Below are 20,159 nucleotides of genomic sequence, written 5' to 3'. Positions count from 1 at the left end.
CTATGCTTTTGGCTCTGATGCAGTCGCATCAGTGGCTTGGTTAGTGATATCAGTAACAGGAATGATGTTCATCTGCCATTTCCAATTTTCAGTCGTTGTTGCCACTGGAATCATTTCGATACAGTCAGTAGGGCACGGTGCGACACATAGATCACAACCTGTACATTCATCTTTAATTACTGTGTGTAGTGCCTTGGTACCACCAACAATGGCGTCAACAGGGCAGGCTTGAATACACTTAGTACAGCCGATACACATATCTTCATGAATGAAGGCAACGGTTTTTACTTTGTTATCTAAATCATGAGCGGAGTCTTCAACTTCTACGCCCATTAAGTCTGCTAGCTTCTCAATAGTTGCTTGGCCGCCCGGAGGACATTTGTTGATCTTGTCTCCGTTAGCAATCGCCTCTGCGTATGGGCGACAACCTGGGTAGCCACATTGACCACATTGAGTTTGCGGTAAGATGGTGTCGATTTGATCGACGATAGGATCGGCTTCAACTTTAAAGCGGATAGAAGCAAAGCCCAAAATAGCGCCAAAAACAGCGGCTAAAACGGCTAGCGCAATGATCGCAATTAAAATGGTACTCATGCTTATTTCACCAACCCAGTAAAGCCCATAAATGCCAAAGACATTAAGCCTGCTGTGATCATCGCAATCGATGCGCCTTTGAAGGGCATTGGAACATCAGCAACCGCAATACGTTCACGCATCGCAGCAAATAGGATCAATACAAGAGAGAAACCGACCGCAGCGCCAAAACCATAGATGATCGACTGAATGAAGTTGTGGTTTTCATTGATGTTCAAAAGTGCCACACCTAATACCGCACAGTTGGTGGTGATAAGAGGCAGGAAGATACCCAATAGGCGATAAAGAGTCGGGCTGGTTTTGTGAACGACCATTTCCGTAAATTGAACGACCACCGCGATAACCAAAATGAAGCTCATGGTACGCAGGTATTCAATACCCAGAGGGGTAAGGATGTAGGTTTCTACTAGGTATGCAGATACCGACGCTAACGTCAGAACGAAAGTCGTCGCGAGGCCCATGCCAATCGCAGTCTCCAGTTTCTTGGAGACTCCCATGAAAGGACATAGCCCTAAAAACTTCACTAGCACAAAGTTATTGACCAGCACTGTGCCAACCAACAACAAAAGGTATTCGGTCATAATGGATTAATTCTTGAGATTCCGATCCCGATATTATCCTGCTTTGCTCACCTAATAACAACCAAGGATCACTAGGGATTTAGACACTTGGTGAAAAAAACATCAGGTAATCGATTGATTATTAAAGTTACCGTAAGTATAGACGGCCAATTTTTACTTCGTGAGACAAGTTTGTAGGAGTAGTTGAATTGGATCTTTCATAAGATCATTCTTGAATTGAACTCGATTTGCTTCCTACGAATAGGGTCATATTTGTGGCTTTTTGTGCTCAGAACTATCAAAAAGAGGAGTGAAAGAGGCGAGTAAAATACGAGCCCAAAGCACTAAAACGCAAAAAGCCGCATCGAGTGATGCGGCTTCTTTAAATTTGGCCCCCTTGTCGAGACTTGAACGCGGGCGGCTAGGTTTGTGACATTAACTTGGAACAAGTTAGTCGCAGTTATATACGAAAAAAGCCCAATCTTTCGATTGAGCTTTTTTCTGAATTTGGCTCCCCTTGCAAGACTTGAACTTGCGACATACGGATTAACAGTCCGCCGTTCTACCAACTGAACTAAAGGGGAATTGCTTGTTAGCGACGCGAATTCTAATAATTGTCCGGATTTCTGTCAATAAAAAATATCAGAAAAAAGTAAGATAAAAAACTTTACTTTCTTGAACGCCTTATAGGATTTAGCTTTGCTTTAGTTATCCACCAAAATTGTGGATAAGTGTGTGTGTGAAACTTTAACAACAATAATCGGGATAAATCGAAAAATGTAAAAACCTTATCTAACGTAATGTATTTAAAAGATTTATAGCAAAATGTCGCAATTGTATAACTTTTGTAGATTATAAAACGAACAGTAAAACAAGCGGTATTTTTAGGTTTTTTGGGGAAAAGTAGTGGATTAAAATTCGAGTAATTTAGCTGGGGAAACTTTGCAGGGCACGGATAATACCAAGTTCTAAAAATAAAAGCTATAACTGATCTCTGATCTTAAGATGCATTTCTCTAGATAATTGTTGCAACGACACTCCTCCTAGAGTGACAATGACCTGATTAAAAAAACAGTATGGAAATGGCGACCTATGAGTAAACTCTTTGACTTGGTATCGGACTACAGCCCGTCCGGTGATCAGCCGACAGCGATAACCAAATTACTAGACGGATTAGATTCTGGTTTGGCACATCAAACTCTACTAGGGGTAACGGGCTCAGGTAAAACCTTTACCCTTGCCAACGTCATTTCCCAATCTCAAAGACCTGCGATTCTGTTAGCGCCTAACAAGACATTGGCGGCTCAACTTTACGGTGAGATGAAATCTTTCTTTCCAAACAATGCCGTTGAGTATTTCGTTTCTTACTACGATTACTACCAACCTGAAGCCTACGTTCCAACCACGGACACGTTCATCGAGAAAGATGCGTCTGTGAACGCTCATATCGAACAAATGAGGCTTTCGGCAACCAAAGCCTTATTAGAACGAAAAGACGCCATCATTGTGGCTTCTGTGTCGGCTATCTACGGTCTGGGTGATCCTAAGTCTTATTTGAAGATGATGCTTCATTTGAGTCGTGGCGAGGTGATGGATCAGCGAGACATCCTGCGTCGATTGGCTGAGCTGCAATATTCAAGAAACGATGTCGCCTTTGAACGTGGTCAGTTTCGTGTTCGTGGTGAGGTGATTGATATCTTTCCGGCTGAATCTGACCAAGATGCGGTTCGAATTGAGATGTTCGATGACGAAGTGGACTGCATTAGTATTTTTGATCCTCTGACTGGTGCGGTGAAACAAAGAGACTTGCCGCGCTTTACGGTTTATCCAAAAACTCACTATGTAACGCCAAGAGAAAAAATCCTTGAGGCGATTGAGAACATCAAGGACGAACTGCGCGATCGTGCTCAATACTTAAAAGACAACAATAAGCTTTTGGAAGAGCAGCGTATCTCTCAAAGAACTCAGTTTGATATTGAGATGATGACTGAGCTTGGCTTCTGTTCCGGTATCGAAAACTATTCACGATACTTGAGCGGCCGTGCGGAAGGGGAAGCGCCGCCAACGTTATTTGACTACCTGCCTGATGATGGTTTGCTGATCATCGATGAGTCACACGTGACTGTGCCGCAAATTGGTGCGATGTATAAAGGTGACCGTTCTCGTAAAGAAACCTTGGTCGAGTTTGGTTTTAGACTGCCTTCTGCATTGGATAACCGTCCAATGAAGTTTGAAGAATTTGAGTCTATAGCCCCACAAACGATTTTTGTGTCGGCAACACCAGGTAATTACGAGATTGAAAAATCAGATGGCGAGATTGCTGATCAAGTGGTACGTCCTACTGGTCTGTTAGACCCAATCATCGAAGTAAGACCTGTCGCGACGCAGGTGGATGACTTGCTGTCTGAAATCAGAATCCGTTCAGTGAAAGAAGAGCGTGTTTTGGTTACCACGTTGACCAAGAGAATGGCAGAAGACTTAACCGAATACCTAAGTGAGCACGGCGTTAAAGTGCGTTACTTGCACTCGGATATCGATACCGTTGAGCGTGTAGAGATCATCCGAGACCTACGTTTGGGCAAGTTCGATGTGTTAGTGGGCATTAACTTACTTCGTGAAGGTTTGGATATGCCTGAAGTGTCGCTGGTGGCGATTCTTGATGCAGATAAAGAGGGCTTCTTGCGTTCTGAGCGTTCTCTGATTCAAACCATTGGTCGTGCTGCTCGTAACTTGGAAGGTCGAGCAATCCTTTATGGTGATTCGATTACTAAGTCGATGAGAAAAGCGATTGATGAAACCGATCGTCGTCGCGAGAAACAGCAAGCCTACAACGAAGAGCAAGGCATCACTCCGCAAGCGTTGAAACGCAATATCAAAGACATTATGGAACTGGGTGATCTAACCAAGTCGAAGCAGCAGCGCCAATCGAAACAAGTTCCACTATCTAAGGTGGCAGAGCCTTCTGAAAGTTATGTAGTACTTACGCCGCAACAGCTTGATAAAGAGATCAGCAAGCTAGAATCTGCGATGTATCAGCATGCTCAGAATCTGGAATTTGAATTGGCCGCACAGAAGCGTGATGAAATTGAGCAGTTAAGAAAGCAGTTTATTACCAACAGCTAATCTCACTTTTCGCTCGAGAATTGATCCCCCTCAACACAAGAATTGAGAGTGTTTCAGACAAAAAAACAGCCAGTAGTAAATGTTCTACTGGCTTACGTTTGTGAACAATCGGTCCACTAACAACGTCAGTTGGCTAGGTGACCCGAAGGCCATTTATACCGTTGCATCGTTCGTGCCAGATAGATAAAACATTGATTGTTTGAAGCAAGTAAAAAAACACACTACAAATACTGTGGCTAATTTGCATAATGCAAAGCGGAATGCGACTATAATAAGAAATGCAAATTATAAATGGCTAGGATATGCAATCAAAAACGCTAGATAACAAATCGAAGTATTTGTTGATGGTAGAGGATACCGCTTCGGTAGCAGCTTTATATCGCTCGTATCTTACACCGCTCGAAATTGATATCAACATTGTCGGCACTGGCCGCGATGCAATCGAGAGTTTGAATCATCGAATCCCAGACCTTATTTTATTAGATCTACGTCTGCCTGATATGACGGGTATGGACGTACTATTTGCTGTAAAACAAAAATACCCTGAAGTTCCAGTTATCTTCATGACGGCTCACGGCTCTATCGATACCGCTGTAGAAGCGATGCGTCATGGCTCTCAAGATTTCCTTATCAAACCGTGTGAAGCCGACCGACTCCGTATTACGGTGAATAATGCGATCCGCAAAGCCACCAAACTTAAAAATAGCTCGGAACACCCGGGAAACCAGAACTACCAAGGTTTTATCGGCAGCAGCCAAACCATGCAGCAGGTTTACCGAACTATCGATTCTGCTGCATCGAGTAAGGCGAGCATTTTCATTACTGGTGAAAGTGGTACCGGTAAAGAGGTATGTGCAGAAGCCATTCATGCGGCGAGTAAGCGTGGCGATAAGCCGTTCATCGCGATTAACTGTGCCGCTATCCCTAAAGACCTGATTGAAAGTGAGCTGTTTGGCCACGTTAAAGGTGCCTTTACCGGTGCTGCGACCGATCGCCAAGGTGCTGCTGAGCTTGCTGATGGTGGAACACTGTTCCTTGATGAACTGTGCGAAATGGACTTAGAGCTGCAAACCAAGCTGCTGCGCTTTATCCAAACCGGTACTTTCCAAAAAGTCGGCTCTTCGAAGATGAAGAGTGTCGACGTTCGTTTTGTGTGTGCGACCAACCGTGACCCTTGGAAAGAAGTACAAGAAGGTCGCTTTAGAGAAGATTTATACTATCGTTTATACGTGATTCCATTGCACTTGCCGCCATTGCGTGAGCGTGGTGAAGATGTCATCGAGATCGCGTATTCTCTGCTAGGCTATATGTCGGTCGAGGAGGGGAAGGCGTTTGTACGTTTTGCTCAGGAAGTACTTGATCGCTTTAATCAATATGAGTGGCCGGGTAACGTTCGTCAGCTACAAAACGTGTTGCGGAACGTGGTGGTTTTGAATAACGGCAAAGAGATTACTCTCAACATGCTTCCACCACCGTTGAACCAACCGATTGAAAACAGTCTGCGATTGAAAGAGAAGCAGAATGAAGACATCACGGTAAAAGATATTTTCCCATTGTGGATCACTGAGAAAACGGCTATCGAGCAGGCCATTAAAGCGTGTGATGGCAACATCCCTCGTGCGGCAGGTTTCTTAGATGTCAGTCCATCGACGATATACCGTAAGTTGCAAACGTGGAATGCGAAGCAGTAATCAACAAACAATAAGAAAATAATAATGACGAAAGTATTAAATCAGCAAAAAGTTGATGAGCTTGCCGGCGAAATAGGCCAAGAGAATGTCCCGGTTTTACTGGAAATCTTTTTAGGTGAGTTGAAAGGCTACTACGAACACCTAGAGATAAATAAAGAGTCGGATACCTCTAAGTACTTGGCTGATATCAGTCATGCGCTTAAGAGCAGCGCAGCAAGCTTTGGTGCGGATTCTTTGTGTAGTTTTGCGATTAGCTTAGACGCAAAAGTGAAGCAAGCGTTGCCTGTAACCGAGATTGATTTTCAAGATATGCAAGACCTCCTGTTATCGACGTACACTGAATATCAGCAGTTGATGACGGACCTTTAAAACAGCGAGTTATTACTGAGATTAAAAAAGGAGCAGCATGCTCCTTTTTTGTTGTTTGTCGCTTGAACCTATGGCTACGCCAACTGGGCTTCAATGGCTTGTTGAAGCTTCACACGGTCGTGTCGCCAATCTCGGTTTGCCGATGCAAGATCTGTGGTCACACAATTCCATTGCACTTCTAGTTCCGGGTGAGGTTCATTGCCTAACACGATGTCTATTTTCCTTGCCTTACAGGTACGTTCACACCACTCCAATTGCTCTTGAAGCGTCATTTTCCCTGCGGGACCGTGCTCTGGTGAAAGGTTTTCAACGAAGATAACTTTTGCCTTGGTGTTCTCAGAGATTGCTTTGCCAATCTCTGGAAGGAGAAGAGGGGGCATCACACTGGTTAAAAAGCTTCCAGGGCCAAGGACAATGCAGTCTGCTTGCTCAACGGCAGCAACGGCTTCTTTGGTTGCTGGCACTTCTGGAGACAAGTCCATCATGCGCAGCTTTTCCGTCATGTCATCAACGTTGGTTTCGCCGGTAACCCAGCGGCCGTCCATTGATAGAGCCGTGAGGTCTGAAGGATGCTCAGTCATCGGCACGATATTGACATCGACCTTGAGCATATTTCGAATCAGGTTAATTGCTTCCAATGGGCGAACGGAAAGGTTGTCTAACGCCGTCAGCATTAGGTTACCCAAGTTATGACCGTCTAGCTCACCTTGACCACGAAAGCGGTATTCGAACATCATCGAACTGATTGAAGGCTCTGTGATTAATTGGTTGATACAGTTGCGTGTATCTCCCCATGCGATGCCACCTTGGCAATCTCTAATACGTCCGGTGGAACCGCCGTTATCTGTCGTTGCAACAATGCCAGTTGCGTTGTTACCAAAGTCTTTTAATGCAGCTAACATGCGACCTAAGCCATGGCCACCGCCGATTGCTACGACTTTCTTTGAAGAGTAAATATTCATTTATTGTTCTTGTTAGGTTATTACCAACTATAATTTAGGTTAAATGCTTCTCGCTATATACTCAACAAGAGTTATTTTGAGCGTTTGATACGTTTTTTTTGCCGATGTGACCCGTTTTTTACCATCAGAGCTAGATTCACGTACAAATATTAAGTATTTTATTACTCAGCTACTGCGCGTGTGAATATAACGCTCAGTTGCCATAACTCCGAGCTCTCGCATGCTAAGTCGCACAGTGGTATTTGCTGTACCGATACGCATCAAGAGCCAGTGACATGTTGTCACAAGGGCTTAATTGGAAATGATTATGCCTCCCGTGTTTGGAAAGGTGTTCCGTGGCGCAACAATTCGAAGATAGATTCCATCGCAAGTTTTATTACTTGCGCTTGTCGGTTACAGACGTCTGTAACTTTAAATGTACTTACTGCTTACCAGATGGTTACAAACCGTCAGGGCAAAAAAACTCGTCTTTTTTAAGTGTTCCCGAGATCAAACGCGTTGTTAAAGCGTTTGCAGATTGTGGTACCTCAAAGATCCGCATTACAGGCGGAGAGCCGAGTCTGCGTAAAGACTTTCCTGAAATCATACATACCGTTGCTTCTACTCCAGGCATCGAAAAAGTAGCCACCACAACGAATGGCTACCGCATGGAGAAACAAGTAGGGCAATGGCGTGATGCTGGTTTAACCCATATAAACGTGAGCGTGGATAGTTTAGATTCGCGCATGTTCCATCAGATCACTGGTGAGAATAAGTTTACTCAGGTTATGCGAGGCATTGATAAAGCGTTTGAGGTTGGCTTTGAACAAGTCAAAGTCAACGTCGTATTAATGAAAGACCTCAATAGTCAGGAATTACCAGCCTTCCTTAATTGGATCAAAGACAAACCTATTCAATTACGTTTTATCGAGCTGATGAAAACCGGCGAGATGGACGAGTTGTTCGATAAACATCATGTGTCTGGCGTTGCGATTCGCAACCAGCTTATTGCTAATGGTTGGCTGTTAAAAGTCAAAGCCGTTAACGATGGCCCGGCGCAAGTGTTTGTCCACCCAGACTACAAGGGTGAAATCGGTTTGATCATGCCTTACGAGAAAGACTTTTGTGAGAGTTGTAACCGACTGCGCGTTTCTGCGACCGGTAAACTTCACTTATGTCTGTTTGGCGACCATGGTGTTGAACTGAGAGATCTGATTCAAGAAGATCAACAAGAGCAAGAACTCATTGATCGAATTCAGGCTCAGCTTCAAACCAAGTCCGTTAGCCACTTCTTACACGATGGCAACAGCGGCATGACTCCAAACTTGGCGTCAATCGGCGGTTAACCCGCTACACACTCTAAAGCATTTTATCGCTCAGCTTCTTCAGGCTGGGCGAATCAGTCTAATGAAAAATTTATATAGGTGAACAAATGGGTCACGCAGAAAGCAAATTCCAAGCAGCAAACATCGCAGTACTAACGGTTTCAGATACTCGTACAGAAGAAAACGACACTTCAGGCGGTTACCTAGCAGAGCATGCTAAAGAAGCGGGTCACAACGTGGTTGATAAGCAAATCGTTATTGATGACATGTACAAGATCCGTGCGATCGTATCTAAATGGATCGCTGATGAAAGCGTACAAGCTATCATGATCACGGGTGGTACTGGTTTCACTTCTCGTGACAGCACGCCTGAAGCGCTTAAGCCACTGTTCGACAAAGAAGTAGAAGGCTTTGGTGAGCTATTCCGTCAAGTATCTTACGAAGAGATCGGTACTTCGACAATTCAATCTCGTGCGATTGCGGGTTTTGCTAACCACACGGTTATCTTTGCGATGCCAGGTTCTACAGGCGCTTGCCGCACCGGTTGGACTAAGATCATCAAGCAACAGATGGATGCTAGCCACCGTCCTTGTAACTTCATGCCACACCTTTCTGTATAAGGCGGTTTGAGTATGAGCCAATTTACACACATTAACGCGTCTGGCGAAGCAAACATGGTCGATGTATCGGCTAAAGCGGAAACAGTACGTGAAGCGAGAGCGGAAGCCTTCGTTCAAATGTCGGCAGAAACGCTAGAGCTGATTGTCTCTGGTAGCCACCATAAAGGTGATGTTTTCGCAACGGCACGTATTGCGGGTATTCAAGCGGCGAAGAAGACGTGGGATCTGATTCCCCTGTGTCACCCTCTGCTATTAACTAAAGTAGAAGTGCAGCTTGACGCTATTGAGTCTGAAAACAAGGTTCGCATCGAATCTGTTTGTAAGCTTGCGGGTAAGACGGGCGTAGAGATGGAAGCGCTAACGGCTGCTTCTGTGGCTGCGTTAACGATTTACGATATGTGTAAAGCTGTTCAGAAAGACATTGTTATCGAAAACGTGCGCCTGCTAGAGAAGACAGGTGGTAAATCTGGTCACTTTAAGGTGGAGTCATGATTACAGTACTTTTCTTTGCTCAAACTCGTGAACTTGTTGGTGTGGACAGCGTTGAAGTTGATGCACAATTTAAGACGATTGAAGCGATTCGTAGTCATCTTGTGACACAAGAAGGCAAATGGGATATCGCATTGGAAGAGGGGAAGCTTCTGGCTGCACTTAACCAATCAATCGTACCTCTGACAGCTGAAGTGAAAGACGGCGACGAAGTGGCTTTCTTCCCACCAGTGACTGGAGGCTAAGCATGGATCCAAGAGTATTAGTGACAGCTGAGGACTTCTCGGTAGGCGACGAATACGACTACTTGGCTCAAGGTACAGCTGCCGGAGCGATTGTGACGTTCGTTGGTAAAGTTCGCGACATGAACCTTGGCGACAATGTGATTGGTTTGTCTCTGGAGCACTATCCGGGTATGACAGAAAAATCACTGAGCGAGATCTGTGACCAAGCTGAGGCTCGCTGGCCTATTCAGAAGATGCGTGTTATCCACCGTATAGGTGACTTAGATATCGGCGACCAGATTGTTTACGTTGGTGTATCCAGTGCACACCGTGGTGCTGCATTTGAAGCCTGTGAATTCGTTATGGACTTCCTGAAAACCAAGGCTCCCTTTTGGAAAAAGGAACGCACGACCGAAACGACGCGTTGGGTTGATTCTCGTGATTCAGACACGAAAGCAGCGGAACGCTGGGAGAAGTAATTTCTCTTAAAGTGATGTTGCTTCAGCATTCACTCATTTGTATATGAGACAGTCAAAAACCGACCACTTAGGTCGGTTTTTTTGTACCTGCTATAAATCTATTTATAGATAATCATTGATTTGACAAATGATAATTCATTGTGGTTGCATATAAATTCAGCGCGTAATTTTGTCTTAATTGGTGCATTGGATAACCCGGTTTGGTGCAGAGCATTATGCTGTCTTGTATAAAGTGATTATCCTCACAAATAGTGTAGACGGTTTAGGTGATATGTGATGTGCAATTAGATTTCATGTGGCATTAATGTTAATTTGCGCTCAGTGTTCTAGCATAAGATGCTAAAAAAAAGTATCAACACAGATACATCAACACTAAAGGCTGTTTTTTAATTAATCCCTCTACGCAAGTCACTACTGATTTGGGGTTTTTTAGATATTTACACTGATACCTTAAGTATTTCGGAGAATTATCCGATTTTTTGCGACTTGTTTGTGGCAAATTACTTCAATGGTTGATAGTGTGTGCCTCAATCTTTGTAAGGTTTTAGATTTTTATGCTTAAATTTTGAGCTAAATAAATCTAAATCACTGCCGTTCAGTGAACCAAGCAAAGAAGTCATGGATGCAATACATAAAACTTGGAGTTTATTAAATGTACAAGAATAAAATCACTCAGGCCCTTCTTCTAGGTGCTGGTTTGGCAGTGGCTGCCTCTTCTACTCTTTCTATCGCTGCTGAAGTTCCAGCAGGCACAGAACTGGCAAAAGTTCAGGAACTTGTTCGCGGTAACGGTACTGAAGTTGCAACTATCGACCCACACAAATCTCAAGGTGTACCAGAATCTCACGTAATTCGTGATCTTCTAGAAGGTCTAGTGAACCAAGACGGCGACGGCAACACTATCCCTGGTGTTGCGGAAAGCTGGGAAACGACAGACAACAAAACATTCACTTTCCACCTACGCAAAGACGCAAAATGGTCTAACGGCGATCCTGTAACAGCTCAAGATTTTGTATACAGCTGGCAACGTGCAGTTGATCCTGCAACGGCTTCTCCATACGCTTGGTACATGGAATACACCAAGATGGCGAATGCGAAAGATATCGTAGCGGGTAAGAAAGACAAGAGTGAACTAGGCGTTAAAGCAGTGGATGCAAACACTCTAGTTGTTGAATTAGAAACAGCGGTACCATACTTCGTAATGATGATGGGCCACACAACAATGAAGCCAGTACACCAGGCAACTGTTGAAAAATACGGTGACCAGTGGACTAAGCCAGAGCACTTTGTTGGCAACGGTGCATTCTCTGTTGATAAATGGGTTGTTAACGAGCGTCTAGTACTCAAGCGTAACGAACAGTACTGGGACAACGATAAAACAGTTCTTAACAAAGTAACGTTCCTACCAATCGAAAACCAAGTAGCGGAAATGAACCGTTTCCTATCTGGTGAAATCGATTTCACAAACGAACTTCCAACTGAGCACTTCAAGCGTCTTCAAAAAGAGTACGCAGAAGATGTATCTGTAGCGGGTAACCTATGTACTTACTACTACATCTTCAATACGAAGAAAGCACCATTTGATGATGTTCGTGTTCGTCAAGCAATCTCTTACGCGATCGACCGTGATATCGTAACAGGTGCTATCCTAGCGCAAGGTCAAAAACCTGCGTATTTCCTAACGCCTGAAATCACAGCTGGCTTCGATCCTGAGCTACCTGCTTACGGCAAGATGTCTCAGAAAGAGCGTAACGCAGAAGCGGAACGTCTTCTTGAAGAAGCGGGTTACGGTAAAGACAACCCACTTAAATTCAACCTGCTTTACAACACTTCAGAGAACCACAAGAAGATTGCTGTAGCGCTAGGTTCTATGTGGAAGAAAACACTGGGTCTTTCTGTAACACTTGAGAACCAAGAGTGGAAAACGTACCTATCTTCTAAAGATTCTGGTGACTTCGAAGTAGCACGTGCTGGTTGGTGTGGTGACTACAATGAAGCGTCTTCGTTCCTAACGCTAATGAAGAGTAACAACACTACCGGTGGTGTTCACTACGACAGCGCGGCTTACGACCAGATCATCGATAAAGCACTTAACTCAACTTCAGAAGAAGAGCGTAAAGCACTTTACCTAGAAGCTGAGGCGCTAATGGCAAACGACATGCCAATTGCTCCTATCTACCAATACGTGAAATCTCGTCTACTTAACCCGCATGTTGGTGGTTTCCCAATCAACAACGCGGAAGACAAGATCTTCTCGAAAGACCTATACATCAAAGCTCAATAATAAGCTTCGATTCTAAAAAGTTAATATAACTATAACGATACAGGCACTACATGCGCAGGGCGCGCATGTAGCGTCTTTCTAATTTTAATTGTCACAGACTGAAAGAGTGAGTTTATGCTTAAATTCATTATGAAAAGGATATTTGAAGCGATTCCAACCATGTTGGTGTTGATCACTATATCTTTCTTTCTCATGCGTTTCGCACCGGGTAACCCGTTTTCAAGCGAGCGTCCATTACCGCCAGAAGTTATGGCTAACATCGAAGCTAAATACGGCTTAGATAAACCAGTGTTTGAACAATACACCACGTATTTGACAAATATCTTACAAGGTGACTTCGGTCCCTCTTTTAAATACCAAGATTACACAGTAAATGAGCTGATCGCGGTTGCACTTCCAGTATCTGCGAAGGTAGGTTTCGTTGCTTTTATCTTCACATTATTGATGGGGGTAACGGTCGGAACCATTGCCGCCTTGAAGCACAACACCTGGGTCGACTACACCATAATGTCGACCGCCATGCTCGGGGTGGTAATGCCATCTTTCGTGTTGGCACCGGCGCTTATTTACCTTTTCTCCCTGCACTGGAACATATTCCCAGCAGGTGGTTGGCATGGCGGTACATTCATGTACATCGTGCTGCCTGTTATCGCGATGTCTCTTCTTTACGTAGCAACCTTTGCTCGTATTACTCGTGGTAGCATGATTGAAACGCTAAACAGTAACTTTATCCGAACTGCACGTGCAAAAGGTCTAAGCTACCGTTATATCATTCTAAAACATGCACTTAAGCCAGCAATGCTACCTGTTGTTTCTTACATGGGACCTGCGTTCGTAGGTATCATCACAGGTTCAGTTGTTGTTGAAACCATCTTCGGCCTACCAGGTATCGGTAAGCTGTTTGTTAACGCCGCGTTTAACCGTGACTACTCGCTAGTAATGGGTGTAACCATCTTGATTGGTTTCCTATTCATCTTGTTCAACGCAATCGTTGATATTTTGCTAGCGCTTATTGACCCGAAAATTCGCTACTAACAGGGACGCATGGTTATGTTGAAGAAAAAAGAAAATTTAGAAGCGATCGAAAAGTTCTCTGAGAGCTTAGAGATTGAAGGTCGTAGTTTGTGGCAGGACGCGCGCATTCGTTTCATGCGAAACAAAGCTGCGATGGTGAGTCTGTTCATTCTTACGCTTATGGTACTGGCAGTTATCTTCTTACCAATGCTGGCTCAGTACACTTATGATGATACTGACTGGTACGCAATGCACGTTGGTCCGAATGCGGATCACTGGTTTGGTACCGATAGCTTAGGTCGTGATTTGTACGTTCGTACTCTTGTCGGTGGCCGCATCTCATTGATGGTTGGTGTGATGGGTGCCTTCGTAGCGGTACTGATTGGTACGCTTTACGGTGCAGCTTCAGGCTTCATCGGCGGTCGTACTGACCGAGTGATGATGCGTATCCTAGAGATCTTGTACGCAGTGCCATTCATGTTCCTAGTAATCGTACTGGTAACGTTCTTTGGTCGTAACATCGTCCTAATCTTCGTTGCTATTGGTGCGATTGCTTGGCTAGATATGGCGCGTATTGTACGTGGTCAAACGTTGAGCCTACGTAGTAAAGAGTTCATTGAAGCTGCACACGTATGTGGTGTAAGCAAATGGAAGATCATTACACGTCACATCGTACCGAACGTACTGGGTATCGTAGCGGTTTACTCTACGTTGCTTATTCCAAGCATGATCCTTACAGAATCATTCTTATCTTTCCTTGGTCTTGGTGTTCAAGAGCCTATGACAAGCTGGGGCGCATTGCTTCAAGAAGGTTCGCAAACAATGGAAGTTGCAATCTGGCAATTGACATTCCCTGCGGCATTCATGGTAGTTACGCTGTTCTGCTTTAACTACGTAGGTGATGGTCTGCGCGACGCGCTTGATCCAAAAGACAGATAACGAAATAGCAATTAAAAGCTATAAAAGATTAAGGAAGCAATAATGAGCTTATTAGATGTCAAAGATCTGCGCGTCGAATTTACCACACAAGATGGTATCGTAACCGCAGTAAACGACTTGAACTTCTCACTTAACCAAGGCGAAACGCTGGGTATTGTTGGTGAGTCGGGTTCAGGTAAATCACAAACGGTATTTGCACTGATGGGGCTGCTGGCTAAGAACGGCATCATCTCAGGCAGTGCAAAGTTTGAAGGCAATGAAATTCTCAACCTGCCTGAAAAAGCACTGAACAAGGTTCGTGCTGAACAGATCGCGATGATCTTCCAAGATCCAATGACCTCACTGAACCCTTACATGAAAGTAAGTGATCAGCTGATGGAAGTACTTATGCTGCATAAAGGCATGGGTAAAGCAGAAGCGTTTGAAGAATCAGTACGCATGCTTGAAGCGGTGAAAATCCCTGAAGCACGCAAGCGTATCACTATGTACCCGCACGAGTTTTCGGGCGGTATGCGTCAGCGTGTGATGATCGCAATGGCACTGCTGTGTCGTCCTAAATTGCTTATCGCTGATGAACCAACAACGGCACTGGATGTAACCATTCAAGCGCAAATCATGGAATTGCTGAACGAACTAAAAGATGAGTTCAATACAGCAATCATTATGATCACCCATGACTTGGGTGTTGTTGCTGGTTCTTGTGACAAAGTACTTGTGATGTACGCGGGTCGTACAATGGAGTACGGCACGGTTGATGAAATCTTCTACGAGCCAAGCCACCCATACGCGGAAGGCCTGCTTAAAGCGATTCCTCGTTTGGATACCGAAGGTGAAATTCTACCGACGATTCCAGGTAACCCACCTAACTTACTTCGCCTACCAACAGGTTGTCCTTACCAAGACCGTTGTCACCGTGTAATGGACCGTTGTAAGCAAGAAGCACCGATTTTGCAGCCATTTGCTAAAGACCGTCAGCGTGCTTGTTTTTCAGATTGGGAGACTTGGACAAAATGAGTAAAGAATTACTATTAGATATTAAAGACCTGAAAGTTCACTTTAGCATTGCAGCTAAGTCTGCTTGGCCTTGGGCAAAACCATCAAACCTTAAAGCGGTTGATGGGGTTGATGTTCACCTTTACGAAGGCGAAACGCTTGGTGTAGTAGGTGAGTCTGGTTGTGGTAAGTCGACTTTTGCCCGTGCGATTATCGGCTTGGTTGAAGCGACTGAAGGGCAAGTGATGTGGTTAGGTCAAGACCTAACTAAGATGCAGGAAGTGAAGCGTCGTGAGACTCGTAAAGAGATTCAGATGATCTTCCAAGACCCGCTAGCGTCGCTTAACCCACGTATGTCAGTAGGCGATATCATTGCTGAGCCTCTAGAGACTTTCTTCCCTGAACTTTCTAAACAAGAAGTGAAGGACAGAGTTAAAGAGATGATGGCAAAGGTTGGTCTACTACCAAACGTAATCAACCGTTACCCACATGAATTCTCTGGTGGTCAGTGTCAGCGTATTGGTATTGCACGTGCGCTTATCTTGAAACCTAAGATGATCATTTGTGATGAACCGGTTTCTGCACTCGATGTATCTATCCAAGCTCAAGTAGTTAACCTTCTGAAAGAGCTACAGAAAGAACTTGGTTTGTCTTTGGTATTCATCGCGCACGATTTGTCAGTGGTTAAACACATTTCTGACCGTGTCTTGGTGATGTACCTAGGTAACGCGGTAGAGCTTGGTGAATCAGATGCCTTATTCTCTGATCCAAAGCACCCGTACACCAAGGCGTTGATGTCTGCCGTTCCGATTCCAGACCCTCGTCTAGAGCGCAACAAAACGATTCAGATGTTGGAAGGTGATTTACCATCGCCAATCAATCCTCCATCAGGTTGTGTGTTCCGTACACGTTGCCCACAAGCAACAGAGGCGTGTGCGCAAACTAAGCCAACTATCCAAGGCGATGACGTACACGCAGTATCTTGCTTGCACGTGCAAGTCTAGAGCCAATTTAAAACGGTTCAGCCTGTGACAGGCTTAAGCGCGACTAGTTTTTAGAGTCGCGCTTTTTTTGTACTGCAGACCTAGTTCCTATATTTTGCTCAACAGCTTCATCAAATAATTCGAACAACTAAGCCAACTTTTTCTAGTTTTGAAAAAGTTGGCTTTTTTTATACTAGAGAAAAGTTAGCATCACAGAGGTTTGGATATGGGCAAATTAGTTGAAGGTGTTTGGCATGATGTGTGGTACGACACGAAAGAAAGCGGTGGTAAGTTTGTTCGTGAAGATGCGGGCTTTCGTCATTGGGTAGAGAACAAACCGGGCGCGCAGTTTGAGCCGGAAAGCGGCCGTTATCACTTATACGTATCGTTAGCTTGCCCTTGGGCGCACCGAACCCTTATCTTCCGCGAGCTGAAAGACCTAACCGATCACATTGACGTGACGGTTGTTTGCCCAGACATGATGAGTGAAGGTTGGCAAATGGGGTTACCTGAACCTCTATTTGGCCATACCCGCATGCACCAAATCTACACTCAAGCCAAGCCTGACTACTCGGGTAGAGTAACGGTACCTGTGCTGTGGGATAAGAAAACCAACACCATTGTGAGTAACGAGTCGTCTGAAATCATTCGCATGTTTAACTCAGAGTTTAACGAGCTAACGGGTAACACCGATGATTACTACCCGTGGGAGTTGTCCAAGAAGATTGATGAGTGGAATGATTATATCTACCCAAACATCAACAACGGCGTATACCGAACCGGCTTTGCGACAACACAAGAAGCCTACGAAGAGGCGTATGAAGCGTTATTTGAAGCGTTAGATAAAGTGGATGCGCATCTTAGTGAGAAACGTTATTTAGCGGGAGAGCAGATTACTGAAGCGGATTGGCGGTTGTTCACGACCTTGGTTCGATTCGATGCTGTGTATGTGGGTCACTTCAAGTGTAACAAGCAACGAATTGCGGATTACAAACATATCCAAGGTTATCTAAAAGAGCTCTATCAAATAGAGGGTATTAAAGAGACGACCGATTTCTATCATATCAAGCGTCACTACTACTACAGCCACACTGGTATCAATCCGACTCAAGTTGTACCCAAAGGACCAGAGCTAGACTTAGAATCACCACATGGTCGAGGCTAGGCTTACCAAGTAGTTCCTTTACTCCAGACATAAAAAAACCCTAGATAAACATCTAGGGTTTTTGCTTTTTACAAAAGAAAAATTAGTTAATTACTTTTTCTTCAGCTTGTGCAGCTTGGTCTGCTTGGATAGCCGTTAGAGCTACTGTGTAAACGATATCGTCTACTAGAGCGCCACGAGACAAGTCATTTACTGGCTTGCGCATACCTTGAAGCATTGGACCGATAGATACTAGATCTGCTGAACGCTGTACAGCTTTGTAAGTCGTGTTACCCGTGTTTAAGTCTGGGAATACGAATACTGTCGCTTTACCTGCAACTGGAGAGTTAGGCGCTTTAGAAGCGGCTACGTTTTCCATGATTGCTGCATCGTACTGTAGAGGACCGTCGATCACTAGATCAGGACGCTTCTCTTGAGCAAGTTTCGTTGCTTCACGTACTTTATCTACGTCTGCACCCTTACCAGATTCACCAGTAGAGTAAGAGATCATAGCAACGCGTGGGTCGATACCGAATGCCGCAGCAGAATCTGCAGATTGGATAGCGATTTCAGCAAGCTGTTCAGCTGTTGGATCTGGGTTGATCGCACAGTCACCGTATACAAGAACTTGATCAGGCAGAAGCATGAAGAAGATCGAAGATACGATAGAAGCATCAGGAGCAGTCTTGATGATCTGGAACGGAGGAACGATAGTGTTCGCCGTTGTGTGAACAGCACCAGAAACTAGGCCGTCAACTTCGCCAGCTTCAAGCATCATAGTACCTAGGAATACTGAATCTTCTAGCTTCTCACGAGCAACAACTTCAGTCATACCTTTAGCGCCACGAAGTTCTACTAGACGAGCTACGTAGTTTTCGCGAACTGATGCAGAATCGATGATCTCAACGCCAGCGCCAAGCTCAACACCTTGCTGCGCTGCAACGCGACGGATTTCTTCAGGGTTACCTAGAAGTACACACGTTGCGATACCGCGCTCAGCACAGATAGCCGCAGCTTTAACTGTACGTGGCTCATCACCTTCAGGAAGAACGATGCGCTTAGCCGCTTTACGAGCAAATTCAGTTAGCTGGTAACGGAATGCTGGTGGGCTTAGACGACGGATGCCTTGAGTACCTTCAGATAGAGAATCAATCCAAGGGCCATCAATGTGGCTTGCAACGTGATCGTTAACGAACTCGATACGCTCTTTATCGTCTGCAGGAACTTCTAGGTTGAAGCTCTGTAGGTTTAGAGATGTCTGCCAAGTGTTACCTTGAGCCTTGAAGATCGGTAGACCTGAAGCGAATGCTGGTGCACAAAGGTTAGCAATGCTTTCTGGAATGTCGTAACCGCCAGTAAGCAGGATTGCGCCAATCTCAACACCGTTTTTCGCAGCAAGAGCCGCAGCAACGATAACGTCAGGACGGTCTGCAGAAGTTACTAGCAGTGAGCCTGGTTTGAAGTGCTCAATCATGTGCGGTAGAGAACGTGCACAGAAAGTGATGCTCTTAATACGACGAGTTGAGATTTCACCTTCGTTAACGATTTCAGCGTTAAGGTGCTTAGCCATATCAACCGCACGAGTTGCGATTAGGTCGATGCTCCATGGCACGCAGCCAAGAACACGGATAGGGCTAGAATTGAAGATTTGCATTACTTCAAGGTTCGCTTGCTGAGCGCTGTCTGCATCATCAAAGATTTCAGATAGGTCAGGGCGAGTACGGCCAGCTTCATCAACAGGAGCGTTAAGCTTGTTGATGATTACGCCTTTGATGTTTTTGTTCTTAGTACCGCCGAAGTTAGAACATGCTACTTCGATACGCTCTTTAAGCTGCGTAGGGTTGTCAGTACCAGGAGTCGCAACGAATACGATCTCCGCGCCAAGTGTTTTTGCGATTTCCGCGTTCACTTGGTTAGCAAATGGGTGCTTACGAGTAGGTACTAGACCTTCGATTAGCGTTACTTCTGCGTCTTTGTTGATCTTGTTGTATTGCTCAACAACAGACTCAAGAAGCTCGTCCATTTTTTCGCTACCGATCAAAGCTTCAGCTTTAGTCATTGCGATTGGCTCACCAATCTTAATGTCGCTGTTTGCGCTGATGATAGTAGACGTTAGATCTGGTTGGTTACCACCGCTACGAGGCTGAGCGATTGGCTTGTAGAAAGAAACACTTACGCCTTTACGCTCCATAGCGCGAAGAACACCCATGCTAACACTAGTAAGACCAACACCAGCGCTTGTAGGGATAAGCATAATAGTACGGGACATTGACGAACACCTTTAACTATTGGAAATAAAAAAAGCTCAACTGCTATTCCCACCGATATTAAAATTGGGGTAGGAATAGAAGTTGAGCCCCATTTTCTTGATATGAAAAACTGACTAG

18 protein-coding genes, 1 tRNA gene and 1 riboswitch are annotated in these 20,159 nt (G+C 44.8%); of the genes, 14 read left to right on the top strand and 5 right to left on the bottom strand.

All coding sequences use genetic code 11. From position 1 onward, the window contains the following. The 3 genes from rsxB to AB6E54_RS07965 form a co-directional block, all read right to left on the bottom strand. Window positions 1–594 (bottom strand): electron transport complex subunit RsxB, encoded by a 594-nt coding sequence (rsxB, locus tag AB6E54_RS07975; protein ID WP_004734040.1) that lies wholly within the window; start codon window positions 592–594, stop codon window positions 1–3. Between the two features lie 2 nt (window positions 595–596). Further along, complete coding sequence (gene rsxA / locus AB6E54_RS07970) at window positions 597–1,175, bottom strand: electron transport complex subunit RsxA (protein ID WP_004734039.1); 579 nt, start codon at window positions 1,173–1,175, stop codon at window positions 597–599. A 487-nt stretch (window positions 1,176–1,662) separates the two neighbouring features. Further along, window positions 1,663–1,738 (bottom strand) — tRNA-Asn (locus AB6E54_RS07965). A 508-nt stretch (window positions 1,739–2,246) separates the two neighbouring features. Between AB6E54_RS07965 and uvrB the strand changes: the two genes are divergently transcribed. The 3 genes from uvrB (at window position 2,247) to luxU (ending at window position 6,337) form a co-directional block, all read left to right on the top strand. Further along, window positions 2,247–4,277 carry an excinuclease ABC subunit UvrB gene (gene uvrB, locus AB6E54_RS07960; RefSeq protein ID WP_372102871.1) on the top strand — a complete coding sequence of 677 codons (2,031 nt, stop codon included), beginning with the start codon at window positions 2,247–2,249 and terminating at the stop codon, window positions 4,275–4,277. Window positions 4,278–4,579: 302 nt separating this feature from the next. Continuing rightward, complete coding sequence (gene luxO, locus AB6E54_RS07955; protein WP_004734031.1) at window positions 4,580–5,968, top strand: quorum-sensing sigma-54 dependent transcriptional regulator LuxO; 1,389 nt, start codon at window positions 4,580–4,582, stop codon at window positions 5,966–5,968. A gap of 24 nt (window positions 5,969–5,992) precedes the next feature. Further along, window positions 5,993–6,337 (top strand): quorum-sensing phosphorelay protein LuxU, encoded by a 345-nt coding sequence (gene luxU, locus AB6E54_RS07950; RefSeq protein ID WP_017062179.1) that lies wholly within the window; start codon window positions 5,993–5,995, stop codon window positions 6,335–6,337. Between the two features lie 74 nt (window positions 6,338–6,411). Here luxU and AB6E54_RS07945 read toward each other — a convergent pair whose 3' ends face one another. Beyond that, complete coding sequence (locus AB6E54_RS07945; RefSeq protein WP_017062178.1) at window positions 6,412–7,299, bottom strand: YvcK family protein; 888 nt, start codon at window positions 7,297–7,299, stop codon at window positions 6,412–6,414. A 194-nt stretch (window positions 7,300–7,493) separates the two neighbouring features. After that, a riboswitch (molybdenum cofactor riboswitch) is annotated at window positions 7,494–7,646 on the top strand. Between AB6E54_RS07945 and moaA the strand changes: the two genes are divergently transcribed. The 11 genes from moaA to AB6E54_RS07890 all read left to right on the top strand — a co-directional run bounded on the left by moaA (window position 7,635) and on the right by AB6E54_RS07890 (window position 17,793). Further along, complete coding sequence (gene moaA, locus AB6E54_RS07940; RefSeq protein WP_372107071.1) at window positions 7,635–8,624, top strand: GTP 3',8-cyclase MoaA; 990 nt, start codon at window positions 7,635–7,637, stop codon at window positions 8,622–8,624. Its footprint overlaps the riboswitch before it by 12 nt. 86 nt (window positions 8,625–8,710) lie before the next feature. Next, window positions 8,711–9,223, top strand: coding sequence for a molybdenum cofactor biosynthesis protein B (gene moaB, locus AB6E54_RS07935; RefSeq protein ID WP_004734027.1), 513 nt, complete (start codon window positions 8,711–8,713; stop codon window positions 9,221–9,223). Between the two features lie 12 nt (window positions 9,224–9,235). Continuing rightward, a complete protein-coding gene (gene moaC, locus AB6E54_RS07930; RefSeq protein WP_372107070.1) occupies window positions 9,236–9,715 on the top strand; it encodes a cyclic pyranopterin monophosphate synthase MoaC in 480 nt (159 codons plus the stop codon). Beyond that, window positions 9,712–9,957 (top strand): molybdopterin synthase sulfur carrier subunit, encoded by a 246-nt coding sequence (moaD, locus tag AB6E54_RS07925; protein WP_017063465.1) that lies wholly within the window; start codon window positions 9,712–9,714, stop codon window positions 9,955–9,957. Before moaC ends, moaD begins: the two co-directional genes overlap by 4 nt. Window positions 9,958–9,959: 2 nt before the next feature. Beyond that, a complete protein-coding gene (gene moaE / locus AB6E54_RS07920; protein WP_372107068.1) occupies window positions 9,960–10,415 on the top strand; it encodes a molybdopterin synthase catalytic subunit MoaE in 456 nt (151 codons plus the stop codon). A 652-nt stretch (window positions 10,416–11,067) separates the two neighbouring features. Next, window positions 11,068–12,699, top strand: a complete 1,632-nt coding sequence (locus tag AB6E54_RS07915; protein ID WP_017062175.1) for an ABC transporter substrate-binding protein — start codon at window positions 11,068–11,070, stop codon at window positions 12,697–12,699. Between the two features lie 114 nt (window positions 12,700–12,813). After that, the gene (oppB, locus tag AB6E54_RS07910; protein WP_017062174.1) at window positions 12,814–13,734 is read left to right on the top strand and encodes an oligopeptide ABC transporter permease OppB; all 921 of its coding nucleotides are present in this window, start codon (window positions 12,814–12,816) and stop codon (window positions 13,732–13,734) included. A 15-nt stretch (window positions 13,735–13,749) separates the two neighbouring features. Then, window positions 13,750–14,652, top strand: coding sequence for an oligopeptide ABC transporter permease OppC (gene oppC, locus AB6E54_RS07905; protein WP_017062173.1), 903 nt, complete (start codon window positions 13,750–13,752; stop codon window positions 14,650–14,652). A 42-nt stretch (window positions 14,653–14,694) separates the two neighbouring features. Next, window positions 14,695–15,666, top strand: coding sequence for an ABC transporter ATP-binding protein (locus AB6E54_RS07900; RefSeq protein ID WP_012603544.1), 972 nt, complete (start codon window positions 14,695–14,697; stop codon window positions 15,664–15,666). Next, window positions 15,663–16,649, top strand: a complete 987-nt coding sequence (oppF, locus tag AB6E54_RS07895) for a murein tripeptide/oligopeptide ABC transporter ATP binding protein OppF (RefSeq protein WP_009848634.1) — start codon at window positions 15,663–15,665, stop codon at window positions 16,647–16,649. The genes AB6E54_RS07900 and oppF overlap by 4 nt, the downstream gene beginning before the upstream one ends. Window positions 16,650–16,854: 205 nt before the next feature. Then, entirely contained in the window at window positions 16,855–17,793 is a 939-nt protein-coding gene (locus tag AB6E54_RS07890; RefSeq protein WP_136978363.1) for a glutathione S-transferase family protein, read from the top strand. Between the two features lie 82 nt (window positions 17,794–17,875). On the opposite strand, the gene pta is transcribed toward AB6E54_RS07890, so the two are convergent. Next, on the bottom strand, window positions 17,876–20,041 hold the full coding sequence (pta, locus tag AB6E54_RS07885) for a phosphate acetyltransferase (RefSeq protein WP_017069189.1): 2,166 nt from the start codon (window positions 20,039–20,041) through the stop codon (window positions 17,876–17,878). Between the last annotated feature and the right edge of the window lie 118 nt (window positions 20,042–20,159).

Origin of the sequence: Vibrio sp. 10N.247.311.49, assembly GCF_041467655.1 — a bacterium.
Taxonomy (GTDB): domain Bacteria; phylum Pseudomonadota; class Gammaproteobacteria; order Enterobacterales; family Vibrionaceae; genus Vibrio; species Vibrio crassostreae_C.
The sequence above is the reverse complement of the archived record's forward strand: the minus strand, read 5'-3'. Positions and strand labels throughout refer to the sequence as shown.